The organism is Pseudomonas sp. PDM03 (assembly GCF_014852385.1).
Taxonomy (GTDB): Bacteria; Pseudomonadota; Gammaproteobacteria; order Pseudomonadales; family Pseudomonadaceae; genus Aquipseudomonas; species Aquipseudomonas migulae.
Genome location: NZ_JACVBM010000007.1, coordinates 8,347 through 24,723 on the forward strand (window position 1 = coordinate 8,347; position 16,377 = coordinate 24,723).

A 16,377-nucleotide genomic window follows, 5' to 3' on the forward strand; every position below is an offset into this window, starting at 1 on the left:
CCTTGACCTCAAGTTTCCATGGCCCGCCAAGGGCCCGGGTTCGCTCTGCCTGATCGCTTAGCGAGCCATTCTTTCGCGAGTTCCGCGAATTCCAGGCGCGCATACCGGGGGCCGTACTAACGGCTTTGCCTTCCCGTGTCAGCTCTCGCCAAAAAAATGAACCTACACACTGCGCAAGCCAGCACCTGACTGGGCGCGGGAGGATTCTTTTCGTCCCGTGCCCTTCACTAAAGAAATCGAGGGCAAGCAAAATGGCCAATTTCAACAAGTCCGACCTGGAGTTCATCCTCAAACAGATTTTCATCGCAGAAGCACATGCCGACGGCGCGAGCCTCAGTGATTTGCTACCCAACAGTCAGGTGCCTTTCGGCCTGCGCACCGTCGATGGCAGCTACAACAACCTGGTGACCGGGCAAAGTGAGTTTGGTGCTGCGGACAATGCTTTCCCGCGCCTGCTGGACCCCTCGTTTCTGGCGTCATACTCCGGGACAGGGGCGGTGATCGACCCGCAACCACGGATTATCAGTAACCTGATCGTTGATCAGACCGCCAACAACCCGGCTGCGGTTGCGGCGAACGGCGGTGCCGACCCGGTCATCAGCCCAGGTCCCGACGGTGTCTTCGGCACCGATGACGACAAGCAAGTGTTCTTCATCCCCAACCAATCGGCGGACGCCGGTCTGACTGCGGGCTTCAACTCGTGGATGACTTTCTTCGGCCAGTTCTTCGACCACGGCCTCGACCTGGTCAGCAAGAGCGCTACCGATTTTGTGTTTATTCCGTTGCAGCCGGACGATCCGTTGTTCGTGCCGGGCAGTCCGACCAACTTCATGGTGCTGCCACGGGCCGTGCGTACGGCCGGCGCGGACGGAATTGTTGGCACGACGGACGATGGGCAGCTCAACACCACCTCGCCGTTCGTAGACCAAAGCCAGACTTACAGCTCCCACCCCTCGCATCAGGTATTTCTGCGCGAGTACGTCATCAACGCGGCAGGTGACCCTGTTGCAACCGGGCGCTTGATTACCAATCGCGATCTGGGCGCCGATGGCGAGTTCGGCACTGCCGATGATGGCGGCGCCGAAAATGGCGGCATGGCGACCTGGGCAGTGGTCAAGGCCCAGGCCCGTGACATTCTCGGCATCAACCTGACCGACGCCGATGTGCACAACGTGCCGCTGCTGGCGACCGACGCGTATGGCAACTTCATCCGTGGCCCGGGCGGTATGCCGCAGGTGGTGATGCGCATCAGCAACGGCGCAGACGGTATCGCCGGTACGGCGGATGACATCACGCAACTGGTCGAAGGCAACCGGGATGCTCCGATCAGTCTGGCCACCGCCGTGAGCACCGGGCATGGCTTCCTCGACGACATCGCGCACAATGCCGCGCCGGTGCTCGTCGGCGGGGTTCTGCAGGCGGATGGTGACACCGAAATCGGCAATGCGCAGCCAGTGGGCGCGGGCGGCAACAACCTGACCTACGACAACGAACTGCTCGACGCTCACTACATTGCCGGCGATGGCCGGGCGAATGAAAACATCGGCCTGACCACTGTGCACCATGTGTTCCACTCCGAACACAACCGCCTGGTCCAGCAGTCCAAGGAAACCATCCTGGCCTCTGGCGATCTGGCGTTTCTCAATGAGTGGCTGGCAGACGACGTCGCGGCAATTCCGACGACTCCCGCCGAAATCGCAGGATTGGTGTGGGATGGCGAACGGCTGTTCCAGGCCGCCAAGTTCGGCACCGAGATGCAGTATCAGCACCTGGTGTTCGAGGAATTTGCGCGGACCGTTCAGCCGCAGGTCGACGAATTCCTTGCCCCCAATGGCTATGACACCTCGATCAACCCGGCCATCCTCGCCGAGTTCGCCCACGTGGTGTATCGCTTCGGTCACTCGATGTTGACCGAGACTGTCGATCGCTTCGACCCCGAATTCAATCCGGTCCTCTCTGACCCGAACAACCCTGACGCGCAACTCGGTCTGATCGCGGCCTTCCTCAATCCGCTGGCATTCGCCGGCAGCGGGGCTACCGCTGACGAAGCGGCAGGGGCGATCATTCGCGGTGTGACCCGTCAGCTCGGCAACGAGATCGACGAGTTCGTCACCGAAGCGTTGCGCAACAATCTGCTGGGTCTGCCCCTCGATTTGCCGGCCCTGAACCTGGCGCGTGGTCGCGACACTGGCATCCCTACGTTGAATGAGGCGCGGCGTGAGTTTTACCAGGCAACCGGCGACAGCCAGCTCAAGCCGTACATCAGTTGGGCTGATTTGGCGGAAAACCTCAAACACCCCGAATCCCTGGTCAACTTCATCGCGGCCTTCGGTACTCACGGTGCATTGACTGCGGCCGATGTGGATACGCTGGTCGAGATGCGTGCGGTCGCGGCTGCCCTGGTGTTTGGCGGCAGCGCGGTGATCAACGCCGGCACTGCCGATGAGCGTACTTTTACCGCCACTGAAGAGGATCGCCTGGCATTCCTTAACAGTACGGGCACCTACGCCATGATCAATGGCGTCACCACCACCGGCGTCGACGACATCGACTTCTGGGTCGGCGGCCTCGCCGAAGAGAAGATGCCGTTCGGCGGTATGCTCGGCTCGACGTTCAACTTCGTGTTTGAAACCCAGATGGAGGCGTTGCAGAACGGCGACCGTTTCTACTACCTGTCGCGTACGGCGGGCCTGAACTTCGGCACCGAGCTTGAGAACAACTCCTTCGCCAAGCTGATCATGCTCAACACCGATGTCACCCACCTGTCGAACACCGTGTTCCTGACGCCGACGTTCACTCTCGAAGTGACCCAGGCCAATCAGTTCACCGGCCTTGGCGTCGGCGGTCGTGACGACCCGACGGGCGGCATCATGATCAACGGCGTGGAAGTCGTGCCGCTGGTGATCCGCGACAACCCCGACACCGTGGGCACGGACAGTAATTTTCTGCATTACACCGGCGAAGATCATGTCGTCCTCGGCGGCACCGCCGGCAATGACATCATCATCTCCGGTGAAGGTGATGACACCGTTTACGGCGACGGCGGCAACGATGTCCTCGAAGGCGGCGCCGGGAACGATGCGGTTCTGGGCGGCGCGGGCGATGACATCATCACCGACTCGTTCGGCGACAACCGCCTGGAAGGCAATGCCGGTAACGATGTGATCGTGGCCGGCAGGATGGCGGTTGCGGGCAACCTGATCCTTGGCGGCGATGGACAGGACTTCATCATCACCACCGAAGACATCACCACGACCTTCGGCGGTCAGGGTGACGACTTCATCCTCGGTGCCAAGACCAACCTGCCACCGACCGGTAACGAAGGTGATGACTGGATCGAGAAGGGCACCCAGGACGGTGCGCCTGGCGATAACTTCTCGCCATTGCTCAATGACGATGTGGTCGGCAACGACATCTTTGTCGGCGGTGGTGGCTTCGACGAAATGATCGGCGAGGGTGGCGATGACATCTTTGTCGGCAGCGATGCCCAGGACAAGATGGACGGCATGTCCGGGTTCGACTGGGTGACCTACAAAAATGACCAGGTCGGCGTGACCGTCGACTTGTCCCTGGCCGCGCTGGCGCAGCCACATGGCAACGCGCCAAACCAGAACGCCGGGGTGTTCAATCCGGTCGGTGCTTCGCCGGCCTCGATTCTCGACCGTTTCGCCGAGGTCGAAGGCTTGTCCGGTTCGAAGTTCGGCGACGTCCTCAAAGGCGATGACGTTGATGCGGTCACTATCCTCAACCACGGTGGTGCCACGGGCGGTGCACTGACCAATGTGGACTTGATCCGTGGACTGGCGCAGTTCCTGTCCGATGCCGGCTTGCCGACCACCGGTTTTGCCACGGGCAACATCATCCTCGGTGGCAATGGCAGTGATCTGATCGAGGGCCGCGGTGGCGATGATCTGATCGATGGCGACAAATGGATCAACGTCAGAATCGCAGTTTATGCGCCCGGTGACGTCAACCATACCGGCCCCGAGATCGCCAGCTTCGACAGCATGGTCGATATGATCCCGTTCATGCTGGACCGCACGTATAACCCAGGGCAGCTCAAGGCTGTGCGGGAAATACTGCCCGGCACCTCGACGGGCGGGGCGGCGTTCGACACCGCGATTTTCTCTGGAGTTCAGTCTGAGTACACGGTGACCCAGGACACCCGTGGCACGGCCAGCCTGGCGGACGATGTCTGGACGGTTACGGATACCGTTGCGGGTCGCGACGGCACCGATACCCTGCTGCATATCGAGCGCCTGCAATTCGCCGACACCCAGCGGGTGCTGGTGCCGGGGCAGAACGCACAACCGACGGGCAGGCCGACTGTCACGGATGGCAACGGCGGCGACATTACTGTGGGCGACATACTGACGGTGAGCATGGCCGGTGTGCGCGATGCCAACAACGTCACGGTGGGTAACCTGCAGGGGTTCGTCAACAACACTTCGTCAGTGTCTTACTACTGGCAGTTCGAAGCCGATCCTGGCAGTGGCGTGTTCGAAGACATCATCCTGTTGCCTGCGGGTGACCTGGCGTTCCAGAGTGCCGATGGCACCGCGTTCAAGGTCTCGCCGGATCTTGCCGGGTTGTCACTGCGGGTCAAGGCAATCTACCAGGATGGCCATGGCACGACTGAAGTGGTGTTCTCGCAACCGACAGGCGTCGTGGTTCCCGGCGCACCGGTCGTGCCGACTGCACCGGCACCGGTAGTCAATGCCACTGAGGGTGGCCCGGGCCTTAACATGGTCCGCTCCGACCTCAACTTCATCCTTGATCAGATCAAGATTGCCGAGGCTGACGCGGACGGTCAGGACATCCTCTCGCTGATCCCGAACATCCGCGCGCCGCTGGGCCTGCGTGCGGTCGATGGCTCGAACAACAACCTGATGAACCTCAATGGCATCAACAACACCGAGTTTGGTGCTGCGGATAACACCTTCCCGCGTTTGACCGATCCGGTCTTCAATCCGGCGGAAGGTGCACCTGCCGGGTTCTTCGGCCCTGGCTCGCCGGCCATTCCGGGATCGTCGTATCAGCAGACCAGCGGCAATGTGTTTGACTCGCAGCCGCGCACGATCAGTAATCTGATCGTCGACCAGACGTCGAACAACCCGGCGGCGTATGCCACGGCGTACGACGTGGGCGCGGACGGTGTGCTCAACTTCGGCGCGGCGGGTAGCGACGATGTGCTCAAGGATGGCGTACGGATAGTCGCCAGCCCCGGCCTGGATGGTCAGTTCGGTACTGCCGACGATCACGATGTGTACATGTTCGAGAACACCGCTCCGGATGCCGGGTTGTCCGCGCCGTTCAACGCCTGGATGACCTTCTTCGGGCAGTTCTTCGATCACGGTCTGGACCTGGTGACCAAAGGCGGTTCGGGCACCATCTTCATTCCGCTGCAACCGGATGATCCGCTGTATGTGCCAGGCGGCAACGCTAACTTCATGGTGCTGACCCGCGCGACCAACCAGCCAGGCGCGGATGGTGTTCTCGGCACGGCCGACGACATCCATGAGCACTCCAACACCACCACGCCGTTCGTGGACCAAAACCAGACCTACAGCTCGCACCCATCGCATCAGGTGTTCCTGCGCGGGTATCTGCTGACCGATGACGGACCCATCGCGACGGGCAGGCTGATCACCAACCGTGACCTGGGGGCGGATGGCAAGTTTGGTACTTCAGACGACAGCGAAATCGGTGGCATGGCCACCTGGAAAGTGGTCAAGGCGCAAGCCAACGACATTCTGGGTATCCACCTGACCGATGCCGACGTCGATAACGCCCCGCTGTTGGCGACCGATGCCTATGGCAATTTCATCAAGGGGCCGAACGGCTTCCCGATGGTCGTGATGAAAGGCGTTGACGGTCTTGGCGGTACGGCGGATGACGTGCTTGTCGAAGGTAATCCGCTTGCCCCTATTGACCTGACCAATGCTGTGCGCACCGGTCACCAGTTCCTCGTCGACATTGCCCACAATGCCGCGCCGGTGTTCATCGGTGGCGTGCTCGCGCCTGATGGCGATACTGAAACTGGCAACGACGTGCCGGTCAATCCGCAAACCGGGGCCAACCTGGCCTACGACAACGAGTTGCTGGATGCGCACTACATCGCTGGCGACGGCCGGGTCAACGAGAACATCGGCCTGACGGCGGTGCATGCGATCTTCCACTCCGAGCACAATCGGCTGGTCGCGCAAACCAAAGACACCGTGCTCGACTCGGGTGACGTGGCTTTCCTGAACGAGTGGCTGCTCAATCCAGTGAGCGCGTTGCCGGTCAATCAGGCGGAGATCGATGCGTTGGTATGGAATGGCGAACGCCTGTTCCAGGCGGCCAAGTTCGGCACCGAGATGCAGTATCAGCATCTGGTGTTCGAGGAATTTGCCCGGACCATCCAGCCTAACGTCGATCTGTTTTTCGCACCGACCCAGGTCTATGACGTTGACCTCGATGCCTCGATCGTCGCCGAGTTCGCCCACACCGTGTACCGGTTTGGCCACTCGATGCTGACCGAGACCGTCGATCGCTTCGACGTCGATTTCAACGTGATCGGCGATCCGAACAGTGCTGATCCCGATCAGCAACTGGGCCTGATCGCGGCGTTCCTCAACCCGTTGGCGTATGCCGCCAGTGGCGTGACGCCTGAGGATGCGACCAGTGCGATCGTGCGTGGGATCACCCGGCAAGCCGGTAACGAAATCGACGAGTTCGTCACCGAGGCGCTGCGCAACAACCTGCTCGGGCTGCCGCTCGACCTGCCGGCGATCAACATCGCCCGTGGCCGCGACGTGGGGATTCCTTCACTCAACGCGATTCGCCGCGACATCTACAGCCAAACCGGTGACACCCAGCTCAAGCCGTACACCAGCTGGGTCGACCTGGTGCAGCACCTCAAACATCCGGAGTCGTTGATCAACTTCATTGCAGCCTATGGCACCCATGAGACGATCACGACGGCGACCACGCTGGAAGGCAAACGCGCTGCCGCCATGGCACTGGTGTTCGGTGGTACGGGGGCGCCGGATGACCGCCTGGACTTCCTCAACGGCACCGGTGACTGGACCAACGTAACGCGGGCCGGCAAGGATGGCGTGCTGGGAACAGCCGACGATCTGAAGGGCGTGACTATCACGGGGGTCGATGCCATCGACCTGTGGATCGGCGGCCTGGCCGAAGCGAAAACGCCGTTCGGCGGCATGCTCGGCTCGACCTTCAACTTCGTGTTCGAGAACCAGCTGGAAAAACTGCAGGACGGCGACCGCTTCTACTACCTGGAACGTACCGCTGGCCTGTCGATGAATGCCGAGCTTGAAAGCAACTCGTTCGCCAAGCTGATCATGGCCAACACCTCGGCCACGCACTTGCCGGGCCTGGTGTTCTCGGACGTTGCGTTCTATCTGGAAAGGGACCAGAGCAAGCAATTCAACGAAGGCCTGGGCAATGCCGATCCGCTTGGCGAAAACGGCGAGCAGGTGGTGTTCCGCGACAACCCTCTGACCGCAGGGCCGGACGCCAACTACATCAAATACACCGGTGCAGAGCACATCGTGATGGGCGGCACCAACAGCGCCGATATTCTCATCGCGAGTGAGGGGGATGACACGATCTGGGGCGACGGCGGCAACGATCGCATCGAAGGCGGTGACGGTAACGACCAGCTGCGCGGTGGCTCCGGCGACGACATCATTACCGACAAGGGCGGCGACGATAACATCCAGGGTGGCGACGGCAACGACGTGCTGCACGGAGGCAACGGCGTCAACCTGATCATCGGCGGGTTCGGCAATGACTTCATCGTGACCGGTGAGGACGCCTCCGAAGCCATTGGTGGTCATGGCAATGACTTTATCCTGGGCAGCAAAGCCAACGAACAGGACATGGGTAACGAAGGCGACGACTGGATCGAGAAGGGCACTTCGGACGGTGCACCTGGCGACAACTTCGACCCGCTCGGCAATGACCCTATCGTCGGCCACGATGTGTTCATTGGCGGTAACGAGAACGATAAGTTCAACGGCGAAGGCGGCGATGACATCATGGTCGGCAGTCTCGGCTTCGGTGATCGCTATATCGGCGGTTCCGGCTTTGACTGGGCAACCTTCAAGGGGCTCGCCCAGGGCGTGACCATCGATTACACGGACCGTTTCTTCGATGTTCCGCCAGTACCGGGTTCAGGTGCTTCGGCGCTGGTGCGTTTCGACATCATGGAAGGCCTGTCGGGTTCGGCGCACGGTGACTTCCTGCGCGGTGATAACGAAGACGCCACATCGCTGCCTACTGCGGGTGCAACCGGCAGTGTGCTGACCAACATCGACCTGATCAACGGCCTGGCGGATCTGCTGCCTGCTGGAGCGACGTTCTTCGATGGCGGCAACATCATCCTCGGCGGTAGCGGCAGCGACCTGATCGAAGGTCGCGGCGGTGACGACATCATCGATGGTGACAAGTGGCTGAACGTACGCATCAGCGTACGGGCGAACATTGACGGCACTGGCGATGAAATCGCCACGTTCGACAGCATGGAGCCACTGGTGCCGTTTATGCTGAACGGCACGTACAACCCTGGCCAACTGGTCATCGTGCGGGAGATTCTGACCGGCACTGACAGCTTCGATACGGCGTTGTTCTCCGGTACTTTGGGGGAATACGGCATCGAGATCGATGGCGACACGGTCATCGTGACCGACTCGGTGGTTGGGCGTGATGGCGTCGATCGTCTGACGGGCATTGAGCGTCTGCAGTTCGCTGACGTTGCGATACCGTCCGGAGTCGGCACCGTGCAAAACAGCGACCCATCGGGTCATCTGGCAATCCTCGATGCGACTACCGGTGTGCGTGAAGATACGCCAGTCGCCGGCCAGTTGTTGCGCGTCAGTGGTTCGGCGGTACACGACGCGGACAACCAGAGTGCGACCAATCCGACCGGTGCGGTAACCGGTGGGGTGGCTTACTACTGGCAGGTCGAAACCATTCCCGGTACGGGCGTCTATGAAGACATCACCTTTGTCGCCGCTGGCGAGGCAACGCGGGCGACTGGCTCCACCTTCCTGGTGGGCCCCGATGAGGCGGGTCTGAACATCCGCGTCCGGGCGGTGTACCAGGATGCCAAGGGTACGCTGGAGATCGTCGAATCGTCCGGCAACAGTGAACCGACCGAAGGGGCAACCGTTACCGGGCTTGCCGTGCAGAACCAGCTGTTGACCGCCGACACGTCGACCATCGTCGACGCCGATGGCCTGAGCAATCCGCAGTTCACCTACCAGTGGCAGGCGAACGACGGGCTTGGCTTCGTCAACATCGCCGGCGCTACCGGTAGCACGTTCTCGCTTGGCCAGGCTCAGGTCGGCCAGGAAGTGCGCGTGATGATCGGTTACGTCGATAACTTCGGTGTGGCCGAAAGCGTTGCGTCCAACATCCTGGGGCCGGTGGACAACGTCAACGATGCACCGACAGGCGCGTTGCTGATCAGCGATACGACACCGGATCAAGGGCAAGTGCTGACGGCGCTGACTGCCGGGATTGCCGATGTGGACGGGCTGGGCACCTTCAGCTACCAATGGCAGCAAGGTATCGGTGCTTCCTTCACCAACATCAACGGCGCGACGGCCTCGACCTTCACCCCGGGTGTGGCGCAGGGCAACCTGCAAATACGGGTGATCGTGCGCTACACCGACGGCTTCGGCACGCTGGAGACGTTGACTTCCGCGGCAACCGCGGCGGTTGCGGTGCTGAGTGGCGTAGTGCTGCAGGGTAACGCACAGGCGAACACCCTCACCGGCGGCGCCGGTAACGATGTGCTGCTTGGCCTGGGCGGGAACGATACGCTGAATGGCCTGGCCGGTATCGACCAGCTGTTTGGCGGCACTGGTAACGACACCCTCAACGGCGGAGACGACAACGACATCCTCAATGGCGAGGACGGTAACGACACCCTCAACGGCGGGCTTGGCGCGGATGCTATGAACGGCGGTGCCGGTAACGACACCTATGTGGTCGACAACGTCGGTGACCTTATCACCGAGGCGGTGGGTGGCGGTACTGATCTGGTGCAAACCGCCTTCACGAGCTACCAGCTCGGTGCCAACGTCGAGAACCTGACCTATACCGGCGCCGGTAACTTCACAGGTACCGGTAACGCGCTGGCCAACACCATCACCGGCGGGGTGGGTAACGACCTCCTCGATGGCGGTGCGGGTACTGACCGGATGGTGGGGGGCGCGGGCAACGATACCTACATCGTCGATGCAGCCACAGACGTGGTGGTCGAGGTGGCGGGGGGCGGTACGGACACCGTGCAGACTTCGTTGGCCAGCTACACGCTGGGCGGTAATGTCGAGAACCTGACCTACACCGGAGTCGGCAACTTCACCGGCAGCGGCAACGGGTTGAACAACGTCATCACCGCCGGGGCGGGTAACGACACCCTCAATGGTGGTGGCGGCAACGACATCCTCACCGGCAACAGTGGCAACGACACACTCAACGGCGACGGCGGTAACGACCAACTGTTGGGTGGCATTGGCACCGATACCCTGAACGGCGGCAATGGCGATGACAGTCTCGACGGAGGTGACGGGGCGGATACATTGAATGGCGGGGCAGGCAGCGACACGCTACTCGGTGGACTGGGTGACGACAGCCTGGATGGTGGTACCGGCAGCGATCTGCTCCAGGGCGGCGATGGCAACGACACGCTGCTCGGTGGAGACGCTAACGACACCTTGCTGGGTGGTATCGGCAACGACTTTATCGATGGCGGTACAGGCAACGATACAGTCACGGGCGGTGCCGGCAACGACATGATGGTTGCCAGCAATGGCAACGATATCTTCATGTTCTCAGCGGGCTTCGGGGTCGATCAGATCATTGGCTTCGATGCCAACGCGGCAGGAGGGCAGGACCGCCTCGATATCTCCGCGATGAACATCACGGCTGCGACCTTTGCCGGCAGCGTCACCATCGCCGATGTCGGTGCGGATACCCTGGTCAGCTTCGCTGGTGCTGACTCCATCCGCCTGGTCGGTGTGGCCGATGCGACGACCGTCACTGCCACCGACTTCATTCTCACCACTTGAGGTACTGATCAGCACGTTTGAAAAAAAGCGTGGAAAGCGGAAGGGAGGGCAGCGATGCCCTCCCTTTTTTTAAGAGAAGCGTCTGGTCGTTTGTTCAACTGGCAATGCGTGAACCAACCTGGCAGGGCGGTCTGTCAGACAGTGGGAAACACTCGATCAACAAATGACCTGGGAATGGGGAAAGGGGAGTGGGGAACGAGGCTTGAACCTTTCAGCCAGCTGCAACGTGAGCAGCCTGTTGGTTTCGCTTGCTGCTTCTGGTATCGGGGGTATTCCCGACTTCAACCGGGACTTCACCCGATCCGCAACACAAACAACGCTTAACTGCTGAACCAGCTGAACAGGCTCCAGAATGCCCCTATGGCAAAGATGAGAAGCATGAGTGCCAACGTGCGGACTAGCGGCTCACTTCGCATGAAGGTAACTCCTCAGAAGGGTTGTGCAGCACAGGTGGAAATCTGTTATCCCGTGATAACAACTTCAAACTTTCAGTTAATTCGCTAGTGAACGCACAGCATTCTCTATGCCAGAAAATTGAACAGCCAATCATTCCCGGCTGGCGGCGCAACTTGATTCCCTGGCCAATGAAAGTTGACACAGGAATCGGGTAATACAGCCCGTTTATGGGGGATTTTTCTCATCGTGGGGGGGATATTGCGGGGGAGCTTTAGTCAGGCGTACAAGCCATACCCTGCCGCGATGAGCAGCGGAGAGACCAGCAGCGTTGCCCAAAACCCTGATTTCGGAACAGCAATGACGCAAATGATCGAGATCATCAGCACATAGATGCCGACCATTTTAAGTAACGCGAGATCCCCAACGGCTACGGCGTGAATCGCTGTGTGCCCTGCGAGCATAAAAAGCGGACCCAGCAGGGTAAACCAGAGGGCGGTACGCCGATCTTCGTGCGCTCTGAACTGGTCAATGAAGCCCGCGTCTACAGCGGCGGCGAATGCTGTTTTGAACTTGAAAATACCTAACGGAATATGGAGGACGCCCAAGGCGAACAGGGTCCATGCAACGATGTTGGACATATCGTTAATGCTCCGTAACGGTAAGGTTGGATAAGAGAAAGGGGCGGATTAATTTCTGAATAATAAATCCGTCCCCTTTTGACCTGGCAGTTAACAACATCGTCCTCATTCGTTGCGAGGTGACTGCGGCAGAAACTCGGCGATCAGCGAAGCAACCTGTTGTTGGATCAAATCCCGCGAGCGAGCGCCATTACCATCGCCATCCCGGCAAATGATGCCATCGCCTGGCACTTCTTCTTCGAGCATCGCTTCTGCGCCTGGTTTGCACACCGACAAGAAGCTGAAATGGCTTGCGTCGCTGATTTCGACGTAACGGCTTGACGCCGGAGGCAGGCGCTTGGCCAGGTTGGCAGACTCCAGCTCAGCGGGAAGATCGTGCGACGGTACGCCGGCAGCGATCACCAGCGTTGGTACCGGCAGCGCGGCCAGGCTTTCATCGGTCATGCCCCGTGAAAGGCCCAGGTCCAATGTAACCACAGCCGTGACGCGTTCATCGCGCAAATCGGCGGCCAACGCGGTCTTTGATTCTGAGGTGCTGGCGGGATTCATCTTTCCATAGACGGCGCAACTTGATAACTGCGGGTGTGCTTTGCAGTCTTGAGCGAAGCGGTCTGGATCGAAACGAGCGCCGGCGATCTCCAGGGCGGTCCAGCCGCCGAGTGAATGGCCCACTACTGCAATTCGGTCATTGGCGACCAGGCCGAATTTTTCCGGTTGAGCCGCGACCCCATCAATGGCTCGGCTTACATCAACGGGCCGCTGCCATAACTGCGCTGCTGCTTTTGGGCTACGGTCATGAGTGGTGCTGCCAGGGTGATTGATTGCGGCGACGATGTAACCCCTGTGAGCCAGAGCGCTGGCAAGCCAGATCTGGTTGCTCCAGTTTCCTCTGTACCCGTGGGAGAGCACCAATAATGGATGCTTGCCAGCAGCGGGCGGCGCGTCACGAACGGCAGAAGCCCCGACGAACACCACATCATCGCCAATCAATTGCGTGGCTGAGGTAGTTGCACTGGGGTACCAGACGACCATTTCCAGTGTGCGGTCATTGTGCGTGTCCGCCAGTGTGGAAGAGCGGAAGCCGACAGGGTTCTCGCCAGCGAGCGCGATAGTCGTCAGGCAGGTCAATAACAGGGCGCTAAAAGCTATTTTCAATGTCGTTTCTTCCTTGATTGGACAAGTACATGGCAACCGGAACCCGCCGTCAGGCGCATCTATCTCCGTACGGAGTCGAAGCTCATGGGGTTGCCTATAAGCACGGACATTAAAGCCCACATTCGAACCGTCGCGCACGACTTTCATCATTAACGCTGTTCTCGGTCTTTAGTCAGAAGACTGAACGCTAACTTTTGGCCGATTGCCGTCAGCCGATCAGGGTAGCAATCGACCCATAGTTGTCCGGCTGAATCCTCTCACATGTATTCGCGACTAGAATTCCACTGTCGACACTTCTAAAACCAGGCCAGTTTTAAAACCTGTAGCGCCAGGTCTCGAACGTTGTTTCGGTCTATGGGAAACCGGTATGACAGATCCGAAAAACAAAACCGAATCTGACGAAGATTTAGGTCAGATGGTCATAGGGCGAGGGCCCTGCACCTATCTGTTGCTGCTCTTACTTGGATTGATCCTCCTGTTTCCCTTTCTTGAGGAGGGCATATTTGCCCGCACGTTGCTCGGCATTCTGTTTTCAGCCGTGCTGCTCGTGGGCGCTTTTGCCACCCGGCAGACTCGGTGGGGGTTCATCCTCAAACTGGGCCTGGCGTTGCTTGGGGTTGGCCTGCAATGGACGGCGTTGTGGGTTGGCAGCATCGCGATTCTTAATCTTGCCGGGATAGCTTATGCGGCATCTCTTGCAGTCTCGTTCATCGGAGTGCTTCGCTATATTCTCCAGCGCGGGCCGATTACGGCCGACAGGCTGCATGGCGCGCTTGCGGGTTACATCCTGCTGGCCTTCGTCTGGTCCTTCGTCTATGCCTTGCTCGAGATCTCCAGCGCAGGCTCATTCGGCCCAAGCCACCTCGACTTTGGACAGCCCGGCACGTTCTTCAAACTGATCTATTTTAGCCTCACGACGCTGACGACCACCGGTTACGGTGATGTTCTGCCGTTGACCAACCATGCCCGCTCACTTGTGATGGTCGAAGAATTTTCAGGCGTCTTTTATGTGGGTGTTGTGATAGCGCGGCTTGCCGGTCTGTATCCGTCGAATCAGACGAAGTGACTCTCGATTTGCCGTGGCCGAACCGATGCCGTCAGTCGGGAGGTTACGTTCGCTGTTGATCGCTTTCCACTACGACTTCTTCGACGGGTAGTTGCCACGCAAGTCCCCGGACTTGTTGCCGGTTTTGCTGGGCAGGTTGGGCACCACCGGGCGGGATCTGGGTTGAGGGTTGGAGCGGCTGCGGGGTTGAGGTTGTTTGCTCATTGTTCACCTCCTGAAAACGCCTGGCCACTTGGCGCTTTGCGTTGACACTTGGCTAGTGTGCTACGAGTTACCAAAATCCGCAGCACGCAAGCGCAGACAAAACGGGCGTGGGGCCTGGCCATAAATAAGTGGAACTGAAACTCTCATCATCAATAGCGTCTAAATTTCAGAGAGACAACCCGCCACTCTGAGGGAACGACTCATGCACAGATCACGCTCATTGGTTGCCGCGATTACATGCCTTGCGCTGGTTTGCGGCTCAGCGACCGCATTGGCTGATCCTGGTAATGGAAAGGGCCAGGGAAAAGCGCAAAACAATCAAGTCCATGGCAATCAAGGCGGCAAAGGCAAAAACGCCGGAGGCGGCGATTGGAGTCATGGCCCCAGTATCAATCAGGGAAGCATTCTCGAGATCGTTGGCGAATACAGGGGCTACTGGAGTCCCGGCCCTGCGTTGCCACCCGGAATTCAGAAAAACCTCGCTCGAGGAAAGCCGCTTCCTCCCGGCATTGCGAAAAAGCTGGATGGACGCCTGATTGGCAGGTTGCCGCATTATGATGGATACGAATGGCAGCAAGCAGGCACCGATTTGATACTGGTCGCACTGGCAACCGGGATCATCTATGAAGTCCTCAACGGGGCCTTTGACTGATACTTGAACCCTGCGGTTGCGGTGCTTTTACCAGGTGGTGAGCGCACCGCACTCCGTCCGTCGCAGGAGTTGAACTGTCGCCGGGCAATTGCGTCCTAATGCATGCGATATCAACCACCTTACGGAAGCAATCATGCTTTTAAAAAACAAGAGTTTCGTTGCTGTCATGTCATGCGCCCTCATGCTTGCAGCCGCCCCATTACTCCCTGCTGACCTCTCTGTCATGAACTCCGCCTATGCGAAGGACGGCAACGGAGGCGGTAATGGCGGTGGTGGTGGTAACGGCGGTGGTAACGGCGGCGGAAACGGTGGTGGTAATGGCGGCGGTAATGGCGGTGGCCACGGCGGCGGTACAGGTGGCGGTCACAGCGGTTCCGATCACGGCAACGCCAACAGCAACGGCCATGGTAATGGGCTGAGCAGCGATCATGCCGGAAGGGCTGTTCGCGACCGTGGCGAAAGCGGAAACCACTACGGCAGTGAGCGCAATGGTGAGCGCGGTCATGGCACAACGACGTCTGGCATCGCCCATTCCAAAGACACGCGCGGCGTGGCCAAAGCCTCCGCAATCTCGGCCTCGACACCCGGGGATCACAACGCGAAAGGGTTGAGCAAAGCCGGGACGTCGATTTCAAAGAAATCGCACTGATCAGCTTCACTCGCAGCATGCAACCCTGAACAAAACGGGCGCCCGAAAAGGCGCCCGTTTTTTTTACTCCGGTGTCAGCGCTATTCGTCCACGCTGATACCCGATCCTCCCAGTTCGTTGGGAACATCCTTCAGCTTGGGCAACCCATCCTTCATGCGCAGCACGCTCTCCTGATAGTGCACGTGAACGCCTGGCGAGTACGCGAGATCCGGAAGGATCGCGGCATACACGTCGACGAGCCCCATGCCCGGGTGTTCAGTGAAGAGATGCCCGCCACACGTCTTGCACCACTTGCGGTAACTCTGCGGTGTCTTGTTGTAGGTGCCGATGTTGTCAGCCCCGCGAGTCACCTGCACCGCCTCGGGTTTCCACAGCGTGAAGGCGTTGACCGGTCCTGCTGACCAATGTCGACACGACTCGCAATGGCAATAACCCATCCCGACCGGCTCGCCACTGACTGTGAGCTCGACTGCGCCGCAAAAACAACTGCCCTTGTAAGACCGTTCATTGTTCATTGCATAACTCCCATCAAT

Annotated in this window: 8 protein-coding genes; 4 read left to right on the forward strand and 4 right to left on the reverse strand. The window is 59.6% G+C overall.

Annotated elements, in window-relative coordinates; translation table 11 throughout:
- Nucleotides 1–251: 251 nt before the first annotated feature.
- Nucleotides 252–11,084 (forward strand): peroxidase family protein, encoded by a 10,833-nt coding sequence (locus tag IB254_RS12440; protein ID WP_192417471.1) that lies wholly within the window; start codon nt 252–254, stop codon nt 11,082–11,084.
- A 671-nt stretch (nt 11,085–11,755) separates the two neighbouring features.
- Here IB254_RS12440 and IB254_RS12445 read toward each other — a convergent pair.
- Entirely contained in the window at nt 11,756–12,118 is a 363-nt protein-coding gene (locus tag IB254_RS12445; protein ID WP_192417472.1) for a DUF6463 family protein, read from the reverse strand.
- Between the two features lie 105 nt (nt 12,119–12,223).
- On the reverse strand, nt 12,224–13,273 hold the full coding sequence (locus IB254_RS12450; RefSeq protein WP_192417690.1) for an alpha/beta hydrolase family protein: 1,050 nt from the start codon (nt 13,271–13,273) through the stop codon (nt 12,224–12,226).
- Nucleotides 13,274–13,640: 367 nt separating this feature from the next.
- Between IB254_RS12450 and IB254_RS12455 the strand changes: the two genes are divergently transcribed.
- Nucleotides 13,641–14,339, forward strand: a complete 699-nt coding sequence (locus IB254_RS12455; RefSeq protein WP_192417473.1) for a two pore domain potassium channel family protein — start codon at nt 13,641–13,643, stop codon at nt 14,337–14,339.
- Between the two features lie 69 nt (nt 14,340–14,408).
- Here IB254_RS12455 and IB254_RS29655 read toward each other — a convergent pair whose 3' ends face one another.
- Nucleotides 14,409–14,543 carry a hypothetical protein gene (locus tag IB254_RS29655; RefSeq protein ID WP_263863980.1) on the reverse strand — a complete coding sequence of 45 codons (135 nt, stop codon included), beginning with the start codon at nt 14,541–14,543 and terminating at the stop codon, nt 14,409–14,411.
- A 202-nt stretch (nt 14,544–14,745) separates the two neighbouring features.
- On the opposite strand from IB254_RS29655, the gene IB254_RS12460 reads away from it, so the two are divergent.
- Together IB254_RS12460 and IB254_RS12465 are read left to right on the forward strand one after the other, a co-directional pair.
- Complete coding sequence (locus IB254_RS12460; protein ID WP_192417474.1) at nt 14,746–15,195, forward strand: anti-virulence regulator CigR family protein; 450 nt, start codon at nt 14,746–14,748, stop codon at nt 15,193–15,195.
- A gap of 133 nt (nt 15,196–15,328) precedes the next feature.
- A complete protein-coding gene (locus IB254_RS12465; RefSeq protein ID WP_192417475.1) occupies nt 15,329–15,844 on the forward strand; it encodes a hypothetical protein in 516 nt (171 codons plus the stop codon).
- A gap of 80 nt (nt 15,845–15,924) precedes the next feature.
- On the opposite strand, the gene IB254_RS12470 is transcribed toward IB254_RS12465, so the two are convergent.
- A complete protein-coding gene (locus IB254_RS12470) occupies nt 15,925–16,359 on the reverse strand; it encodes a GFA family protein (protein ID WP_192417476.1) in 435 nt (144 codons plus the stop codon).
- Between the last annotated feature and the right edge of the window lie 18 nt (nt 16,360–16,377).

Coding starts and splice junctions, on each gene's coding strand:
- IB254_RS12440 (WP_192417471.1), top strand. CDS start 252: ATGGCCAATTTCAACAAGTCCGACCTGGAGTTCATCCTCAAACAGATT.
- IB254_RS12445 (WP_192417472.1), bottom strand. CDS start 12,118: ATGTCCAACATCGTTGCATGGACCCTGTTCGCCTTGGGCGTCCTCCAT.
- IB254_RS12455 (WP_192417473.1), top strand. CDS start 13,641: ATGACAGATCCGAAAAACAAAACCGAATCTGACGAAGATTTAGGTCAG.
- IB254_RS29655 (WP_263863980.1), bottom strand. CDS start 14,543: ATGAGCAAACAACCTCAACCCCGCAGCCGCTCCAACCCTCAACCCAGA.
- IB254_RS12460 (WP_192417474.1), top strand. CDS start 14,746: ATGCACAGATCACGCTCATTGGTTGCCGCGATTACATGCCTTGCGCTG.
- IB254_RS12465 (WP_192417475.1), top strand. CDS start 15,329: ATGCTTTTAAAAAACAAGAGTTTCGTTGCTGTCATGTCATGCGCCCTC.
- IB254_RS12470 (WP_192417476.1), bottom strand. CDS start 16,359: ATGAACAATGAACGGTCTTACAAGGGCAGTTGTTTTTGCGGCGCAGTC.